Genomic DNA, 16876 nt, shown 5'->3' with positions numbered 1-16876 from the left:
GACTGCCGCGTTGTGCGCAGCAGTGCAGGGCTAATTGCGCGCGGGGATCACCCGCGCTAGCAGGCTTTGAAAAACTATCTGCGTTGCCATCGCTGACGTTTTTCAACGGCCCGCTAGTTTCTGGTCACCGCTATCAGCTACCCGGATTGGCGTAGGCTTCTTCGAAGAAGTAATCCTTCCAGGAAGCCGCCTTGTTCTTCAGCACGCCCAGTTCATGCAGCTTCTCGGCGTAGATGAAGGTGCGTTGCGGCGAGACGGTGAAGTCGTTCTCCGGGTCTTCGATGATCTTCTTGACGAACGCCAGCGGCAGCTTGGAGTTCTCGACCTTGATGTAGGTCTCTGCCGCCGCGGCCTTGTCGGCCTTGATGATTTGCGATGCCTCGACCAGTGCGTCGTAGAAGGCCTTGTAGGTCTTCGGGTTCTCGTCGTGGAATTTCTCGGTGGCGTACAGCACGTTGAAGGTGGCTTGGCCGCCAAGGATGTCGTAGGAGCTGATCAGCTTGTGCACGTCCGGGTTCTCCAGCGCCTGGTACTGGAATGGCGGGCTGGAGAAATGCGCGGTGATTTCCGAGCCACCCTTGGTCAGCGCCACGGTGGCGTCTGGATGCGGCAGGCTCACGGAAATCTTGTCGAAACGCTGGAAGTCGGCATTGCCGTACAGCTTGGCGGTTTCGATCTGCAGGGTGCGCGACTGGAAGCCGACACCAGCGGCGGGCACGGCGATGCGGTCCTTGTCGCTGAGATCCTGCAGGGTCTTGACCTCGGCGCGGTTGCTCAGCAAGTAGTTGGGCAGCGAACCCAGCGAGGCGACGGCCTTGACGTTCTGCTTGCCGTGGGTGCGATCCCAGACGGTGAGCATCGGCGGCACGCCTGCCGATACCACGTCGATGGCACCGGCCAGCAGCGCCTCGTTCATTGCCGTGGCACCGGAAATGGTCCGCCATTCGACCTCGATCTCTTCCAGGCCCTGGGCCTTGGCGTGCTTCTCGATCAGTTGCTGGTCCTTGACCACGTGCAGCACCAGGTAGCCGATGCCGAATTGCTGGGCGATGCTGATCTTGCCTTCCGCGTGAGCGGCCAGCGGGGTTGCCAGGGCGCCGAGCAGCCCCAGAGCGGTGGCTAGGCGGCCGAGTTTGAAGGTGTTGGTCATCGTGTAGTTCTCGTTATGTGATTCAGTGAAATTACTTGTGCATCCTGATCGTTCCGAATGCCCTGCAGTGGGCCGATCAGCGATCCGGTTCCGCATGTAGGGTGGGCTAAAGCCCACCAACGGTGCTTCCAACTGGTGGGCTAAAGCCCACCCTACGACTCGTGCTGCACAGGTAGATAGGTGAAGTGCCCCTTGTAGGGTGGGCTTCAGCCCACCAACGGTGCTTCCAACTGGTGGGCTGAAGCCCACCCTACGACCCGTGCTGCACAGATAGGTCGGTGACGTGCCCCTGCGTATCAGCATGTAGGGTGGGCTTCAGCTCACCGACAGTGCTTCCAGCTGGTGCGCTGAAGCCCACCCTACGACTCGTGCTGCACAGGTAGGTCGGTGACGTGCCCCCTGCGTATCAGCATGTAGGGTGGGCTTCAGCCCACCGACAGTGCTTCCAACTGGTGCGCTGAAGCCCGCCCTACGACTCGTGCTGCACAGGTAGGTCGGTGACGTGCCCCCTGCGTATCAGCGCTGCATCCCCCAGCGCTTGACGGTGACGCGTTCCAGGGTGGCGAACACCAGGTTCTCCACCAGCAGCCCGATCAGGATCACCGCGGCCAGACCTGCGAACACCTTGTCGGTGTACAGCTCGTTACGGTTCTGGAAGATGTACCAGCCCAGGCCGCCCTTGCCGCTGGACGCACCGAACACCAGCTCGGCGGCGATCAGCGTGCGCCAGGCGAAGGCCCAGCCGATCTTCAGGCCGGCAAGGATCGACGGCAGCGCAGCGGGCACCAGAATGAACAGCACGAAGCGCAGGCCCTTGAGGCCATAGTTGCGCCCGGCCATGCGCTGGGTTTCCGAAACGCCGAGAAAACCCGCGTAGGTATTGAGCGCCAGCGCCCACAGCACCGAGTGCACCAGCACGAAGATCAGGCTGTTCTCGCCCAGGCCGAACCACAGCAGCGACAGCGGCAGCAGCGCGATGGCAGGCAGCGGGTTGAACATCGAGGTCAGGGTGGAAAGCAGATCACGGCCCAACTGTGTCGACACCGCCAGGGTGGTGAGCAGGAAGGCCATGCCGATGCCGATCAGGTAACCCTTGACCAGCACCGACAGGGAAATGGCGGTCTTCTCCACCAGCTCGCCAGTGCCCACGCCTTCGATGAAGGCGCGTGCGGTCTGCAGGAAGCTGGGCAGCAGCAGGTCATTGCCCTGGTAACGGGCCGCGAGCTCCCAGATCAGCGCCAGGCCAAGCAGGATCACCGACTTGCGCAGCCAGCCCTGTTGCCAGAGGCGCTGCCCCAGAGACAGCTCGCGCTCGACCTTGAGGCCAGGCAACGGTTGCAGGGGGATTTCGTATTCCTCACGCCGTGCGGGGGAAAGACTCATGGTTTCAATCTCCTCAGTAGGCGATGCGGATATCGTGGAAGCCCAGCTCGGCGCCTTGGCCGCTGTCGACCTCCTCGTCGAACAGCAGGCGATGGATGCGTTGCGCGGTCTGTTGGAAGCCCACACCACCGAGGCTGTGCAGGTCGAACTGATGGCTGTTGATCTCCGCCCTCACCCGCCCCGGATGGGGTGACAGCAGCAGAATGCGGTTACCGACGATCAGCGCCTCTTCGATGGAGTGGGTGACGAACAGCAAGGTGAAGCGCACCTCCTCCCACAGCTCCAGCAACTCCTCCTGCATCTTGCGCCGCGTCAGGGCATCGAGGGCGGCGAAGGGCTCGTCCATCAGCAGGATCTTCGGCTGCATGGCCAGTGCCCGGGCGATGGCCACACGGGCTTTCATGCCGCCGGACAGGGTGTGCGGATAGGCATCGGCGAAGGCGGCCAGGCCGACCTTCTCCAGATAATGCAGGGCGCGCTCCTCGGCGTCCTTGCGACCCAGGGTGCGCGAGGCCAGCAGCGGGAACATCACGTTCTGCTTTACCGTCTTCCAGGGCGGCAGTTGATCGAACTCCTGGAACACCACGATGCGATCCGGGCCCGGTTCGCGTACCTGGGCGCCGTCGAGACGGATGCTGCCGCCCACTGGTTCGATGAACCCGGCGACCGCCTTGAGCAACGTGGATTTACCGCAGCCGGATGGGCCTAGCAGCACGAAACGATCGGCACGATCCACCTCGAAGCTGACTTCGTGGGTGGCGCGTACGACGCGCTGCGGGGTGCGGTACTCGAGGCTGACCTTCTCCACCTGCAGAACGGTGTCGAAGGCGCCTGGATTCAGCGTGCTGGCCGTGTGGCCTTGCAGAGGGGCATTCATGGTTTTCAGCTTCCCTGACCGATGGCGGCGTCTTCGAAGAAGTAGTCCTGCCAGGTGGCCGGTTTGTTTTTGATGGCGCCGACACGGTGCAGGAAGTCGGCCAGCGGATAGGTATTGGTGGGGGTGACGGTGAACTGGAACTGATCGTTGTCGATGATCTTCAGCAGATCCTCACGGCTGATCTTGGCGCCGGTAACGCGGATGTAGGTGTCCGCGGCCGCGCCCTTGTCCTTCTGGGCGAAATCGGCTGCTTCGGCCAATGCACCGACGAAGGCCTTGTAGGTCTTGGGGTTGTCGTTGCGGAATTTCTCGGTGGAATACAGCACCGTCGGCGAGTTCGGGCCGAGCAGTTCGTAGGTATCGAGCACCACGTGCACGTCCGGATTTTCCAGCGCCTGATTCTGGAACGGCGGATTGGAGAAATGCCCGGTCAGTTCGGTGCCCCCCGCCTTCAGGGACGCCGTGGCGTCCGGGTGCGGCAGCGCCACGGTATATTTGTCCAGGCGGTTGAATTCCTGGTCGCCCCACTGCTTGGCGGCGGCGTACTGCAGGAAGCGCGATTGCACCGACACGCCCACCGCCGGAACGGCGATGCGATCCTTCTCGGTGAAATCGGCGATGGTCTTGACCTTGGGGTTGTTGCTCAGCAGGTAGTACGGGAAGTTGCCGAGCGAAGCCACGCCCTTGACGTTCTGGCGACCGTGGGTGCGATCCCACACGGTCAGCAGCGGGCCAATACCGGCACCAGCGATATCGATGGCACCGGACAGCAGCGCATCGTTGACCGCCGAACCGCCAGAGAGCTGCTGCCAGTCGACCTTGATGTCCAGGCCTTCGGCCTTGCCATGCTTCTCGATCAGTTGCTGATCACGCACCACGTTGAGCAGCAGGTAAACGATGCCGAACTGCTCTGCGATGCGGATCTGCCCCTCGGCGTGAGCGACTTGCGGCGCCGCCAGGCTGCCTGCCAGCAAGCTCAGACTCAGGGCGATGCCACCGGCGAGGCGGCCAAAACGGGGAACAGAGGGAAAGCGCTTACCTGCCGACATGTCGAGGCTCCAGTCAAAGGTGCAGAAATAGGGTTACAACGGGGTGAGGCGTCTAAAAAGGAACATCACCCTGGATCGTGGTGCGGTGCATGCGCCGACGCAGATGGCTCGGGCAGCCGGTCGCCAGATGGATCAGCGCGCGGTTGTCCCAGAACACCATGTCGTTCGGCTGCCACTGGTGGCGGTAGATGAATTCGGGCTTCGCGCTGTGGGCGTAGAGCTCGGTGAGGATCTGCCGGCTCTCGTCCTCGGGGACGTCGAGAATGTGGGTGGTGAAGTTCTCGTTGACGAACAGGCCCTTGCGCCCGGTTTCCGGGTGGGTACGCACCACCGGATGGATCACGGCCTTGACCTCGGCCAACTGCGCCTCGGTGAGTGTCGGGCGGCGGATGCCCTTGAACACTTCATCGGCATAGCGGGCGGTGTAGGAATGCGCCGCACGCTTGCCATCGATGGCCTGGCGCAGCTCGGATGGCAGTGTCTCGTAGGCCAGTTGCTGGCTGGCGAACAGCGTGTCGCCACCCTCTTCCGGCAGCTCCTGGGCGAGCAGCATGGAACCCAGGCTGGGGAATTCCTTGTAGGACAGATCCGAGTGCCAGAACTTGCCGGCATCGCCCAGACCGATCGGCTGACCGTTCTCGACGATGTTGGAAATGATGAAGACTTCCGGGTGGTTGGCCAGCAGGAACTGCTTGAGCACGTGGATCTGCAACACGCCGAAACGACGGCTGAAATCGATCTGCTGCTGAGGGGTAATGCGCTGGTCGCGGAACACCACGACGTTGTGGTCGAGGTGAGCCCGGTGAACGCGGGCGAAATCAGCGTCGTTCAACGGGCGGCTGAGGTCGAGACCGACGATCTCGGCACCGACTGCAGCGGAAAAGGGGCGTACTTCAAAATTCTGCGTTGGCTGGTGATTGGCAGAACTCAAGGACACGGCAGACATTCGCGCAACTCCACACGTAGGGCGCCAGCAAGGCGCATCTCAGAAGCAGGTGTTCGGCACCTGTATTCAGTCGTGCGGCGCGCCGGTTAGCCAGCGGGTACGCATGGGTGAACTATATAGATATAAGAATCTCCTTTTAAATATCGTTTTGGAATTAACTTATGGCTGGATCGTCGGTACGCCAGCATGGCGCTAGACGTGACTCCAGCGCCCATGCAGCCACCTCGCAGCGGCATCGAGCAGAAAGCCCAGCACGCCGATCAACAGCACCATCGCCATCAGCTCCGAGTAGGCCAGGCGGTCGCGTGTGTCGAGGATGTAGTAACCCAGCCCGGCACTGACGCCGAGCATCTCGCAGGGCACCAGCACGATCCAGAGGATACCGATGGCCAGGCGCACGCCGGTCAGCACGTGGCCGACGATACCCGGCAGGATCACCCGCAGCAGGGTTTCCCGGCGCGTCGCGCTGAGGCTGCGGGCCAGCTGCAGCCAGCGGCTGTCGAGCTGCTTCACGCCAGCGGCGGTATTGAGCAGGATCGGCCAGACGGCGGCGAACGCCAGCAGGAAATAAATCGGCTGATCACCGACGCCCATCAGCATGACGGCGATGGGCATCCACGACAGCGGCGAGATCATGCGCAGGAACTGGAATGCCGGCGTGGTCGCCCATTCCAGATGACGCAGACTGCCCACCAGCAAGCCCAGTGGCACACCGATGAGCAATGCCAGGCCCAAACCGATGAAAATACGCCGGAGGCTCACCAGGACGTGCTCGGCAAGCTCCGGACGCTGCAGCAGTTCGATCAGGCTGACCAGGGTGGCCTGCGGCGTGAACAGTGCTGCCAGGCCCTCGCCACTGCTGAACAACGCCAGCGCCAGCCACCACAGACCGAACAGGCTCAGCAATCCAAGCACGCCAAGCCCCCAGGGCCCGGCGTGTGTACGTAGCAGGTTGATCAAACGGTAATCTCCTCGACCCGCTCGAAGCTGTCCGGTGCGCCGAATGCCTTGAGGCCGCCAACCGCTTCGATGGCCGTGCGTACGAAACGATCATCGACCAGATCCCGGGCGGTGGCCGCCGGGTCGAGGTTGGCGAGAAAGCCATTATTGCCCTCGATCAGGGTGCCCTTCAGGCGACGAACCAGTTCCTCGGTGTAGCTGGGGAACGGATAGGGCTGGAAGTCGATGCGCTTGTCAGCCCAGTCACCGTGCTGGATCGCGCCGCTGGCCAGGTAGGCTTCACGCTCGCTGGCCGCGGGGGCAAGGACCTGCTTGAGCACTTGCGGAGTGTGTGGCGTGTAGCGATTGCTACCGTCCTTGGACAGCAACTGCGCGGCCTCCTCGCGGTGGTCTCGGGTCCACAACTGCGCCTTGACGATGGCGTTGACGACCTTCTGCGACCACTCCGGTCGGTTGTTCAGGTCGTGTTCGTGCATGAACACCACGCAGCAGGCGTGGTTGCGCCATACGTCACCCGTGAAGCGCTGGATACGGCCAACCTTGAGGTTTTCCGCCAGGGCGTTGAACGGCTCGGCGACGATATAGCCGGCGATGCGTTTGCTGGCCAGGGCCGGCGGCATGTCCGAAGGCGCCAGCACGATCAGGTTGACCTCGTTGGCGGCGAGACTGGCGGTGGTCGCCTTGCTCACCGCCGTCAGGCCGGCATCTCGCAGCAGCTGTTGCACCACCACGTTATGGATCGAATACCAGAACGGGATGGCCACGGTCTTTCCGCCCAGTTGCTTCACATCGGTGATGTCCGGCGCCACGGTCAGGCCCGAGCCGCCGACATGGTTCCAGGCCACCACCTTGGCCGGCACCTTGCTGCCGTATCGCGCCCAGACGGTCATCGGCGACAACAGGTGAATGACATTCACCTGGCCGGAGATGAACGCCTCGATCACCTGGGCCCAACTACGCAACAGGACCGGGCGCTCGGATTTGATGCCTTCGGCCTCGAACAGACCGTTGTTGTGCGCCACCAGCAGCGGCGTGGCGTCGGTGATCGGCAGGTAGCCGATACGCACCGGCGCGTCGGGCTCGCTGGCCGCCCGCGCCTGCAGGCTGTTGAGCAAAGGCAAGGCACCGGCTGCGGTCAGCAGTGTGGCGAGTTTGAGAATGTCACGTCGGGAATGGGTCGGATCGTCCAGGCACATGCTGTGGCTCCTGCAGGGGTGAGGGTGCGTGATCGCGGCTCGCCCGCCGTAGGGTTTTGAGGATGTCGACGCGTAGCGCGCCAAGCTCGTCGACCAGATCCGCACGGGGGTGCGGCAGGTCGATGTGCCACTCGCCCAACGTGCGCGCCGGGGTGTCGCCCAGTAGCAGAATACGTTCGGAGAGCAGCAGCGCTTCATCGATGTCATGGGTGATAAGCACGGCTGCGGTGCGCTGTTCACGGATGATCTGCAGCAACAACTGCTGCATCTGTGCCCGGGTCACTTCGTCCAGGGCACCAAAGGGTTCGTCGAGCAGCAGCACGTGCGGCTCGCGCGCCAGGCAGCGAGCCAGCGCGGTGCGCTGTGCCATACCACCGGACAGCTGCGCCGGATAGCGGCCGCGGGCCTCGCTCAGGCCCACCGCAGCGATGGCGCGCTCGATCAACGCCTCGCGCTGGGCTGGCTCACGACGCGGCTGCCGAGCGAAATCCAGGCCGAAGGCGACGTTCCTTTCCAGCGTCAGCCAAGGCAGCAGCGACGGATCCTGAAAGGCCACCGCCACCCGCGGATGCGGGCCTCGCAGGGTTTCGCCGAACAGTTCCACCCTGCCCTGGCTCGGCTGTTGCAGACCGGCCAGCACCCGCAGCAGGCTGGATTTACCTACGCCGCTGGGGCCGAGGATGCTCACCACCTCGCCAGCCTGCAGATCGAGCTGAAAACCTTCGAGCACTTGCTGCCAGCCCTTGCCCTGCGGGTAAGCGAGGCCGATGTCCCGGGCCTGCAGTACCGTGCTCACGCCGACACCTGGGCGGCTTTCTTCTGCAGCTCGGCACGCAGTTGCACCAGGCTGGGGGTGACCACCGGCACGAAGGCCGACTCCCGCCAGCGCCTGGCGAAACCATCGCCATGGGGCTGCAGATAGGCGCGCCCGCCACTGGCCTGCAGTTCCAGTTGCAGAGCGTCAGCGACGCGCTCGGCCAGGCCGATGCGCAGGGCGAACAGCGCCGATGGTTGCGCGAGGAAGGTGCCGTCATGCAAGCCCTGCTCCAGGCGCAAGCGCTCGAGACTCAGGGTGCTCGCCAGTCGTTCGTAATCGCCATGCAGGATCGAGCGCTGCGCCAGCGCCCCACGTACCTCAGCCAGTGCGCGCTCTGCCAGCCCTATCGACAGCCCGCACTGCAGGCCCAGGAAGGCCGGGCGGACCTGCGGCAGAAAGCGCCTGGCGTCGGCAGCGATCAGCCATTCGCGCTGCAGTTGCGCCTGGTGCAACTGCAGCGCCGCGGTGTTGCTGGATTGCAGGCCGAGCAGTTGCAGGTCCTCGCTGCGCCCGACACCATCCAGATCTCCCGAAAATGCCGCCACGAACGGCTGGGCATCAGGCAGATCGATCGCTGCCGCCACCACGAAGCCGCTCTTGCGCAGATTGGTGACCCAGGGCAGCCGTCCATTCAGGATCCAGCCGTCGTCGATAGGCGTGGCACTGACGCCCAGTTCCTCAATCCCTGATAGGTACTTCATGGCGTTCGACAGCCCGGTGGCGCCTGCCTGTTCGCCAGCGAGCAGCGCAGGCAGCAGGCGCTCGCGCAACGCCGGGTTGTCGCCCTGCAGCAGATATTCGATGAACGCCCGCTGCCCCCAGAACACGAAGGCGGCCGTCAACGAATGGCTGGCCACATCGGCTATCGCGCGCAAGGCGTCGACCACGTGGCCACCCTCGCCGCCCAGCGCTTTCGGCACGCCGAGGCGCAGCACACCGGCAGCCGCCAGTTGCGGCAGCACGGCCTCGGCATCGCACTGGCCGCCGTCCAGTGCCCCGGCCTGTTCGTCGAGCCAGCGGCTCAGGTTGGCATCCAGCATGGCGAAATCTCCTCTGCGGCTCACGCGCCGGCCTGGTCCCAGCGATAACGCTCCAGCTCCGGGTTGAGCGGGGTGTGGGCGAAGCTGTTGGCGAAGTTGCACAAGGTGGCCAGACTCACCCCGAGAATCACCTCCAGGGCCTGGCCCTCGGTGAAGCCTGCCTGGAGAAATGCCTGGTACGCCGCGTCGCTGACATTGCCGCGGGTGGCGATGACCTCGCGAGTGAACTGCGCCAGGGTTTCGTAACGGGCGTCCGGCAGCTCGCCGCGGGCACGCAAGGCCTCGACGACCTCGGCAGGCAATTTGGCCTTGTTGCTGGCGACCGCCGTGTGGCCGGCAACGCAGAAGGCGCAGCCGTGGGTGGTGGCGGCGATCAGCTGGATCACTTCGCGTTCCGCCAGGCCGAGGCTGGCCTTGCCGTTCAGGCCGGAGACGGTGACGTAGGTTTCCAGCGCGGCCGGCGCATTGGCGAGCACCGCCAGCAGGTTGGGAACGAACCCGGAAGCGGCCTGGGCGTTGCGCAGAAAAGGCTGGGCCTCTACGGGAGCGGTTTCCACGGTATGCAAGGTCACGCGAGACATGGGATAACTCCTGGGTTGAGCGAATTACGATCCATTTTCTTGGTTATAAGAAAGCCCAACAATATGAGAAAGTCGCTATTACTTGCTCTTGAGTCTTTTCATTAGATGAATTCGTCCCTGCCCCCTTTTGAATGGTTATTAGAGAGCCTGGAACTGGACGCCAGCCTGTTCCATGTCGGTCGTTATTGCGGCAACTGGCAGGCCAGTACCCATGGCCTGGCCAGGGCCAGCTTTCATGTGCTGTTGCACGGTGACTGCTGGTTGCACCTGGACGATGGCGGCGAGCCCGTGGCGCTGCATGCAGGCGATGCGGTGTTTCTGCTCCATGACATTCGCTATCGCCTGTCCAATGCGGCGGCTGCCGACGCAGCACGCTGCAGCCCCAAGGTGGCGATGCAACCGCTGCAGCAACAGCCCCGTGAGGGCGTCGGCCTGGTCTGCGGATTCTTCCATTTCCGCCCGGGCCTGAGCAGCCTGATCCTGCAGGCGTTGCCGGCCTTTCTGGTGCTGCGTGCCGGTGATCCGTCGCTGAGTGCGGCGCGCCGGCTGTTCGAGCTGATTCTCGACGAGTGCGCGCGCGGCGATGGCCCTTCCGATGCCTTCCTCGAACGGCTCAGCCATCTGCTGTTTCTCTACGTCCTGCGCGAACAGGGTCAGGCCGAACAACTCGGCGGCCTGCTCGGCCTGGCCCGTCAGCCCCAATTCAGCGCGCTGATCGAACAGCTCATCGCGCGCCCCGAACACAGCTGGCCCATGGAGGAAATGGCCAGCTACACCGGGCTGTCGCGCTCGGCGTTCTGCAAGCGCTTTCAGGAACTCTCGGGCACCTCGCCAGGGCAGATGCTGATCAGCCTGCGGGTTCGCCAGGCCACCCGGCTGCTCAAGCAAGGAGTCGCCGTGGCAGACGTCGCCGAGGCCGTGGGCTATCAGTCGGTAGCGGCCTTCACTCGAGCGTTCGCCAAGGTAACCGGCATATTGCCTGGGGCATTTCGCAAACAGTTCAACGGCGCTACGACACCCTGAAAATAAAAACGCCGACAGAAGCGAAGGCTCTGTCGGCGTTTGTGTCAGCGAGGGTGAGCTCGCCGCGTTTTAGAAAGCAGGGACTACAGCACCGGAGTACTTCTTCTCGATGAAGGCTTTCACGTCCGGGCTGGTCAGGGCGTCAGCCAGTTTCTTGATGGCTTCGCTGTTCTGGTTGTCCGGGCGTGCTACCAGGTAGTTCACGTACGGCGAATCCTTGTTTTCCAGCACCAGGGCATCCTTGTTCGGATTGAGCTTGGCCTCCAGCGCGTAGTTGGTGTTGATCAGCGCCAGGTCGACCTGATCCAGCACGCGCGGCAGCATGGCCGCTTCGAGCTGCTTGAACTTGAAGTTGTGCGGGTTGGTGGCCAGGTCCTTCGGCGTTGCCTGGATGTTGGCCGGGTCTTTCAGGGTCAGCAGACCCGCGTGCTGCAGCAGTTGCAGCGCACGGCCACTGTTGCTGGCCTCGTTGGGGATGGCGATGGTGGCGCCTTCCGGCAGTTCCTTCAGGCTCTTGTACTTGCGCGAATAGCCGCCGAAAGGCTCGACGTGTACGCCCTTGACGATCACCAGGTGGGTACCGCGGCTTTCGTTGAAGCTGTCCAGATACGGTTTGGTCTGGAAGTAGTTGGCATCGAGTTGCTTCTGCTCGACCTGCAGGTTGGGCTGCACGTAGTCGGTGAAAACCTTGATCTGCAGATCAATGCCTTCCGCGGCCAGCTTCGGCTTGATCAGCTCGAGAATCTCGGCATGGGGAACCGGCGTTGCCGCTACGGTGAGTTTTTCAGCGGCGAATGCCTGGGTAGCCAGGACGGAGGCCAATGCAGCCAACAGAAGCGTTTTTTTCATGATTGTTCTCGGTAGTTGCCGGTGGATCGACATCGGCATGGTGGTGGTCGGCCGCACAGGGTAGGACGGCGCGCTGAAGATACGGCGCGCAGATATACGATGAAAATACTTTTAATTCATTCCTATATTTCTTTTGAGAATAAGTAGAAGCTTACGCACTTGTTGTGTTTCGGGCTGTCACTTCTAAAGTGATATTCATCCTCCTTTTCGGCAGTGAATCCCCCCATGATCAGTGAAGCTCTGAGCCGATTCGAGCGCCTCGAACTGGTACCCCATGCCACTCCGCTGCAACACCTGGTGCGCCTCTCACACCACGTTGGCCGGGACATCTACGTCAAACGCGATGACCTGACCCTGTTTGCCCTCGGCGGCAACAAGGCGCGCAAGCTGGAGTACCTCGGGGCCGATGCACTGGCGCAGCAAGCCGATACGCTGATCACCGCCGGTGCGATCCAGTCCAATCACGTGCGGCAGACTGCGGCACTGGCTGCCAAGCTGGGCCTGGCCTGCGTCGCCTTGCTGGAAAACCCCATCGATACCCAGGAGCAGAACTACCTGCATAACGGCAACCGCCTGCTGCTGGATCTGTTCGGCACGCGAGTGGAGATCGTCGACAACCTGAACGAGCCGGACGTGATGCTGGTGGCCAAGGCCGAGCGCCTGCGTGCAACCGGCAAGCACCCTTACGTGATCCCGATTGGCGGATCCAATGCGCTGGGCACATTGGGTTACGTCAAGGCTGGGCTGGAGTTCGCAGAGCAAGTCAATGCGCTGGGGCTCGATAGCGGCACGGTGGTAGTGGCTTCCGGAAGCGGAGCGACTCATGCGGGCATGGCGCTGGCGTTGGCCCACTTGCTACCCGACTGGCGTGTGCTCGGCATCACCGTCTCACGGCCTGCAGACCTGCAGCGCCCGAAGGTACTGGGACTGGTGCAACGAACCGCCGAACTGCTGGGCATCAGCGTGCCGGACAATTTGGCCATCGAGCTGTGGGATGAGTATTACGGCCCCCGCTACGGCGAACCGAATACCGGTACACTCGATGCGATTCGTCTACTCGCCAGCAGCCAGGGATTGCTGCTCGACCCGGTTTACACGGGCAAGGCATTTGCGGGGCTGCTGGATGGCGTCCAGAAAGGGGAATTCGCAGAAGGCAAGCCGATCGTGTTCCTGCATACCGGCGGTGCACCGGCATTGTTCGCGTATCAATCCCTGACGCCATAAAAATGGCATATGCAAATAATTTTTTATTATTTTATAGAATATATCTAGAACCATTAGAGTTGCCGCACTTCCACACACAACAAGACCCGAGGTTCAGCTATGACTTTCGCAACACTGCGTCGCCAGTTCCTTATCGGCAGTTTCGGCCTGGCCCTCTGCGCCGGCCTCGGTAGCCAGGCATACGCTGCCGACGATCTGCAGAAGATCAAGGACAGCGGCAGCATCAAAGTGGGCCTCGAAGGCACCTACCCGCCGTTCAACTTTCAGGACGAAAGCGGCAAGCTCGCCGGGTTCGAGGTGGACCTTTCCGAAGCGCTGGCCAAGGAACTGGGCGTGAAAGTCAGTTTTCAGCCGACCAAGTGGGACGGCATTCTGGCGTCTCTGGAGTCGGGTCGCATCGACATAGTGGTCAATCAGGTCACCATCTCCGACGAGCGCAAGAAAAAGTACGATTTCTCGACCCCTTACACCGTCTCGGGTATCCAGGCTCTTACCCGCAAGAGCGATGCCGCCAGCGTCAAGACTGCAGCGGACCTGGCTGGTAAAAAGGTCGGTGTAGGCCTTGGTACCAACTACGAGCAGTGGCTGAAAGAGAACGTTCCGCAGGCCGACATCCGTACTTACGATGATGATCCGACCAAGTTCCAGGACCTCAATGTCGGGCGCATCGATGTGGTTCTCGTCGACCGCCTGGCCGCATTCGAAATGGTCGCCAAGACGGGTGAGCGCATGGCCGTTGCCGGTGACGCTTTCTCCCGTCAGGAATCGGGGATCGCACTGCGCAAAGGCAATCCTGAGCTGCTGGCGGCCATCAACAAGGCCATCGAGAAGCTGCGCGGCGACGGCACCTTGAAACAACTTTCTGAAAAATGGTTCAAGGCTGACGTCACGCAATGATGCAAGACAGCCTCCAGTTGGTTCTGGATTCCTTACCTTTCCTGCTCAAGGGAGCCGTGTGGACAATCGTACTGAGCCTCGGCGGCATGTTTTTCGGCATGCTGCTGGGGTTCGGACTTGCCCTGGTCAGGCTCTATGCCATTGCGCCACTGGGTTGGTTGGCCAGGGTGTACATCTCGTTCTTCCGGGGTACGCCGCTGCTGGTGCAGTTGTTCATCATCTACTTCGGCCTGCCTGAACTGGGTGTGCAACTGGAACCGTTGACCGCCGCCCTGATCGGTTTTTCTCTGAACATGGCAGCCTACGTTGCAGAGATCATGCGTGCAGCCATCGCCTCGATCGATCGCGGCCAGTGGGAAGCGGCAGCCAGCATTGGTATGAGCAGGACCCAGACGATGATGCGTGCCATTCTGCCGCAGGCGATGCGCACCGCCCTGCCGCCGCTGGGCAATAGCTTCATCTCGCTGGTCAAGGACACCGCCTTGGCGGCGACCATCCAGGTGCCGGAGCTGTTCCGCCAGGCCCAGTTGATCACTGCCCGCACCTATGAGGTCTTCACCATGTACCTCGCGGCCACCTTGATCTACTGGATACTCTCCAGCGTACTGGCGCATCTGCAGAACCGCCTGGAAGCGCGGGTCAACCGCCACGAGGCGGAAAACTGATGGCTCTACCGGACACGAGCAGAAGCATGATCACCGTTCGCAACCTGACCAAGGCCTTCAAAGGCCAGACCGTGCTCGATGGCATCGACCTGAATATCGCGCCTGGCGAAGTGGTCGCCATCATCGGCCCCAGCGGCTCGGGCAAGACCACCCTGCTGCGCTGCCTGAACCTGCTGGAAACACCGGATGGCGGCAGCATTCGCGTCGGTGACGTCGAGATCGACGCCAGCAAGCCGATGGGCCAGCAACAGGGGCTGATCCGCAAGCTGCGTCAGCACGTGGGTTTCGTCTTCCAGAACTTCAATCTGTTCCCGCACCGCACCGCGCTGGAAAACGTCATCGAAGGCCCGGTGGTGGTCAAGAAACAACCGCGCAACGTGGCCCTGGAACGAGGCCGGCAGTTGCTGGCCAAGGTCGGCCTGGCAGGCAAGGAAGACGCCTTTCCGAAGCGCCTTTCAGGCGGCCAGCAGCAGCGCGTGGCGATTGCCCGTGCGCTGGCCATGGAACCGGACGTGATCCTGTTCGACGAACCCACCTCGGCGCTGGACCCGGAACTGGTCGGTGAAGTACTGGCGACCATCCGCGCCCTGGCCGAGGAGAATCGCACACTGGTCATCGTCACCCACGAGATGAGCTTCGCCCGGGACGTGGCCAACCGCGCCATCTTCATCGACAAGGGCGTGATAGTCGAACAGGGTGATGCCCGCGAGCTGTTCAGCGCGCCCAAGCAGGCGCGCACCCAGCAGTTTCTCAGCAAGTTTCTCGGCGATGCCGTGAAGTGATCTGGCGGCTTCGCTCTGGATAATTACCGAGGGTAATAGGCGTCCCACAGACGGTTACGAAACCTGTAGGTGGGATCCAGCTGGCGTTTGAGTTCGAAGTACTCCGGCGCCCGCGGATAAGCCTGGAGAAACTGCTCGCGGCTGGCATGAATCTGATAAGGCAGGTAATGCCGCCCGCCACAGCGCAGGGCTGCGGCTATCAGGTCCTGGGTCCAGGCTGCGGCTTTCTGCCGCTCGCCGTCCGAGCTGCCCTGCCGGTAGTAGAGCACCAGAGCGAAAACCTCCTCGGGCGCCCAGCTCAGCAAGGTATCCGGGTCAGCCTTGGCATGGCGAATGGAGACGTTGATCAGCGTGGCCCGGTGCTGATGGGTCAGGCGCGCCAGCTCACCGATGAAGCGCTCAAGCTGCGGCGGCGGTACGAAATACTCTTGCAGCACATAGCTGAAGCCCGGGCCGGATATCGGCTCCAGCTCGCTGACATCGAGGCTGGCCTCATGGTTGCGCCACTGCACCTTGGGGCTGCGGAACAGCAGCGGATCGAGCGCCGCTTCACGCAGCTTGATGCCCGAGGAGGAACCGCTGAGACGGATCCCCGCGCGCTGCATAGAGCTCCCCTGCTGCCTGGGGCTCAGCCGCTGCGCTTCGGTCAAGGCAGCCTCGGTGCGCCGGTAGGATACGGCCCGCACCGTGGAGAAGTCACTGGGATAGAGAATGCCATTGTGCATCACCAGATCCGCCTGGGAGGCGACCTCGCGATAGAACCAAGGGCGATAGTCCTGCAAGGGCATGACCTGGCTTTCTCTGGCGATGCGCGTGTTCTCTACCAGGCCCAGCGTGGCCTCGACTATCACCCCGAGGCCACCGTAGCCGCCAATCGCAGCATGGAACAGCGCGGCGTTCTGACTCGGGCTGGCGTCCACCACCTGACCATCGGCGAGCACCACGCGAATGGCACGAACCGAACCGGCGATAGGCCCCTCGCCCACGTAACGACCATGCACGTTGACCGACAGCGAGCCACCCACCGTGAAGTTGGCGTAGGACTGCATGATCTGCGGCGAGAGGTCGTGAGGATCGACGTATTCGAGTATGGCGCGCCAGGTGATACCGCTTTGCACGCGAATTTCCCGGCGCTCGGCGGAGAACTCGAGTACCTGATCGAGCCCGCGCATGTCCAGGTGCAGCGCACCGTCCGAGGCCGTCTGCCCACCCATGCTGTAACGCCCCCCGCCGATACTGATCGGCCCGGCATGGCGACGCAGCGCCTCGACGACATCCTGCTCGCTGCGCGGCACGACGACCCGCTCGACGACGACCGGGTTGAGGCCGGTGACGTCATTGACCACCTCCTCAGCGCAGACGCCCAGGCTCAGCACGCACAGACACAAGAGCAAACGACTCATCGACCTTCCTTGGTGAATACAGATGGGTAACAGC

At 62.6% G+C, this 16876-nt stretch carries 17 protein-coding genes; 5 read left to right on the top strand and 12 right to left on the bottom strand.

What is annotated here, in order from left to right; genetic code table 11:
* Positions 1 to 133: 133 nt before the first annotated feature.
* The 10 genes from FHR27_RS06595 to FHR27_RS06550 form a co-directional block, all read right to left on the bottom strand.
* Positions 134 to 1150, bottom strand: a complete 1017-nt coding sequence (locus FHR27_RS06595) for an ABC transporter substrate-binding protein (RefSeq protein WP_179538119.1) — start codon at positions 1148 to 1150, stop codon at positions 134 to 136.
* A gap of 516 nt (positions 1151 to 1666) precedes the next feature.
* Positions 1667 to 2533: an ABC transporter permease gene (locus FHR27_RS06590; RefSeq protein ID WP_042554623.1), complete on the bottom strand. Its 867-nt coding sequence runs from the start codon at positions 2531 to 2533 to the stop codon at positions 1667 to 1669.
* Positions 2534 to 2546: 13 nt separating this feature from the next.
* A complete protein-coding gene (locus FHR27_RS06585) occupies positions 2547 to 3410 on the bottom strand; it encodes an ABC transporter ATP-binding protein (protein WP_042554622.1) in 864 nt (287 codons plus the stop codon).
* A gap of 5 nt (positions 3411 to 3415) precedes the next feature.
* Positions 3416 to 4459, bottom strand: coding sequence for an ABC transporter substrate-binding protein (locus tag FHR27_RS06580; protein ID WP_179538118.1), 1044 nt, complete (start codon positions 4457 to 4459; stop codon positions 3416 to 3418).
* Positions 4460 to 4511: 52 nt separating this feature from the next.
* Positions 4512 to 5405, bottom strand: a complete 894-nt coding sequence (locus tag FHR27_RS06575; protein WP_042554620.1) for a TauD/TfdA dioxygenase family protein — start codon at positions 5403 to 5405, stop codon at positions 4512 to 4514.
* Between the two features lie 192 nt (positions 5406 to 5597).
* A complete protein-coding gene (locus FHR27_RS06570; protein ID WP_042554642.1) occupies positions 5598 to 6356 on the bottom strand; it encodes an ABC transporter permease in 759 nt (252 codons plus the stop codon).
* 5 nt (positions 6357 to 6361) lie between these two features.
* Positions 6362 to 7561 (bottom strand): ABC transporter substrate-binding protein, encoded by a 1200-nt coding sequence (locus FHR27_RS06565; protein WP_179538117.1) that lies wholly within the window; start codon positions 7559 to 7561, stop codon positions 6362 to 6364.
* Complete coding sequence (locus FHR27_RS06560; protein ID WP_179538116.1) at positions 7527 to 8357, bottom strand: ABC transporter ATP-binding protein; 831 nt, start codon at positions 8355 to 8357, stop codon at positions 7527 to 7529. The genes FHR27_RS06565 and FHR27_RS06560 overlap by 35 nt, the downstream gene beginning before the upstream one ends.
* Positions 8354 to 9418, bottom strand: coding sequence for an acyl-CoA dehydrogenase family protein (locus tag FHR27_RS06555; RefSeq protein ID WP_179538115.1), 1065 nt, complete (start codon positions 9416 to 9418; stop codon positions 8354 to 8356). Before FHR27_RS06555 ends, FHR27_RS06560 begins: the two co-directional genes overlap by 4 nt.
* Before the next feature lie 20 nt (positions 9419 to 9438).
* Positions 9439 to 9999, bottom strand: coding sequence for a carboxymuconolactone decarboxylase family protein (locus FHR27_RS06550; protein WP_042554616.1), 561 nt, complete (start codon positions 9997 to 9999; stop codon positions 9439 to 9441).
* A 105-nt stretch (positions 10000 to 10104) separates the two neighbouring features.
* Between FHR27_RS06550 and FHR27_RS06545 the strand changes: the two genes are divergently transcribed.
* A complete protein-coding gene (locus tag FHR27_RS06545; protein ID WP_042554615.1) occupies positions 10105 to 11022 on the top strand; it encodes an AraC family transcriptional regulator in 918 nt (305 codons plus the stop codon).
* A 69-nt stretch (positions 11023 to 11091) separates the two neighbouring features.
* On the opposite strand, the gene FHR27_RS06540 is transcribed toward FHR27_RS06545, so the two are convergent.
* Entirely contained in the window at positions 11092 to 11871 is a 780-nt protein-coding gene (locus FHR27_RS06540; protein WP_179538114.1) for a MetQ/NlpA family ABC transporter substrate-binding protein, read from the bottom strand.
* Between the two features lie 225 nt (positions 11872 to 12096).
* Here FHR27_RS06540 and FHR27_RS06535 point away from each other — a divergent pair, with 225 nt between their 5' ends.
* From FHR27_RS06535 to tcyN, 4 genes are all read left to right on the top strand, one after another.
* Entirely contained in the window at positions 12097 to 13095 is a 999-nt protein-coding gene (locus FHR27_RS06535) for a D-cysteine desulfhydrase (protein WP_179538113.1), read from the top strand.
* Between the two features lie 99 nt (positions 13096 to 13194).
* Entirely contained in the window at positions 13195 to 13992 is a 798-nt protein-coding gene (gene tcyJ / locus FHR27_RS06530) for a cystine ABC transporter substrate-binding protein (protein WP_042554612.1), read from the top strand.
* Entirely contained in the window at positions 13989 to 14657 is a 669-nt protein-coding gene (gene tcyL / locus FHR27_RS06525) for a cystine ABC transporter permease (RefSeq protein ID WP_042554611.1), read from the top strand. The genes tcyJ and tcyL overlap by 4 nt, the downstream gene beginning before the upstream one ends.
* Positions 14658 to 14683: 26 nt before the next feature.
* Positions 14684 to 15439, top strand: coding sequence for an L-cystine ABC transporter ATP-binding protein TcyN (tcyN, locus tag FHR27_RS06520; protein WP_179538112.1), 756 nt, complete (start codon positions 14684 to 14686; stop codon positions 15437 to 15439).
* 23 nt (positions 15440 to 15462) lie between these two features.
* Here tcyN and FHR27_RS06515 read toward each other — a convergent pair whose 3' ends face one another.
* Positions 15463 to 16842: an FAD-binding oxidoreductase gene (locus FHR27_RS06515; protein WP_179538111.1), complete on the bottom strand. Its 1380-nt coding sequence runs from the start codon at positions 16840 to 16842 to the stop codon at positions 15463 to 15465.
* Positions 16843 to 16876 lie beyond the last annotated feature (34 nt).

Origin of the sequence: Pseudomonas flavescens (assembly GCF_013408425.1) — a bacterium.
Lineage (GTDB): Bacteria > Pseudomonadota > Gammaproteobacteria > Pseudomonadales > Pseudomonadaceae > Aquipseudomonas > Aquipseudomonas fulva_A.
This window is presented reverse-complemented; position numbering and strand designations above follow the sequence as displayed.

Bases quoted from the DNA above. Each gene is read 5' to 3' on its own strand.
- FHR27_RS06575 (WP_042554620.1), bottom strand. From the start codon at position 5,405: ATGTCTGCCGTGTCCTTGAGTTCTGCCAATCACCAGCCAACGCAGAAT.
- FHR27_RS06515 (WP_179538111.1), bottom strand. From the start codon at position 16,842: ATGAGTCGTTTGCTCTTGTGTCTGTGCGTGCTGAGCCTGGGCGTCTGC.
- tcyJ (WP_042554612.1), top strand. From the start codon at position 13,195: ATGACTTTCGCAACACTGCGTCGCCAGTTCCTTATCGGCAGTTTCGGC.
- FHR27_RS06585 (WP_042554622.1), bottom strand. From the start codon at position 3,410: ATGAATGCCCCTCTGCAAGGCCACACGGCCAGCACGCTGAATCCAGGC.
- FHR27_RS06535 (WP_179538113.1), top strand. From the start codon at position 12,097: ATGATCAGTGAAGCTCTGAGCCGATTCGAGCGCCTCGAACTGGTACCC.
- FHR27_RS06545 (WP_042554615.1), top strand. From the start codon at position 10,105: ATGAATTCGTCCCTGCCCCCTTTTGAATGGTTATTAGAGAGCCTGGAA.
- FHR27_RS06565 (WP_179538117.1), bottom strand. From the start codon at position 7,561: ATGTGCCTGGACGATCCGACCCATTCCCGACGTGACATTCTCAAACTC.
- FHR27_RS06580 (WP_179538118.1), bottom strand. From the start codon at position 4,459: ATGTCGGCAGGTAAGCGCTTTCCCTCTGTTCCCCGTTTTGGCCGCCTC.
- FHR27_RS06540 (WP_179538114.1), bottom strand. From the start codon at position 11,871: ATGAAAAAAACGCTTCTGTTGGCTGCATTGGCCTCCGTCCTGGCTACC.
- FHR27_RS06555 (WP_179538115.1), bottom strand. From the start codon at position 9,418: ATGCTGGATGCCAACCTGAGCCGCTGGCTCGACGAACAGGCCGGGGCA.
- FHR27_RS06550 (WP_042554616.1), bottom strand. From the start codon at position 9,999: ATGTCTCGCGTGACCTTGCATACCGTGGAAACCGCTCCCGTAGAGGCC.
- tcyN (WP_179538112.1), top strand. From the start codon at position 14,684: ATGATCACCGTTCGCAACCTGACCAAGGCCTTCAAAGGCCAGACCGTG.
- tcyL (WP_042554611.1), top strand. From the start codon at position 13,989: ATGATGCAAGACAGCCTCCAGTTGGTTCTGGATTCCTTACCTTTCCTG.
- FHR27_RS06595 (WP_179538119.1), bottom strand. From the start codon at position 1,150: ATGACCAACACCTTCAAACTCGGCCGCCTAGCCACCGCTCTGGGGCTG.
- FHR27_RS06590 (WP_042554623.1), bottom strand. From the start codon at position 2,533: ATGAGTCTTTCCCCCGCACGGCGTGAGGAATACGAAATCCCCCTGCAA.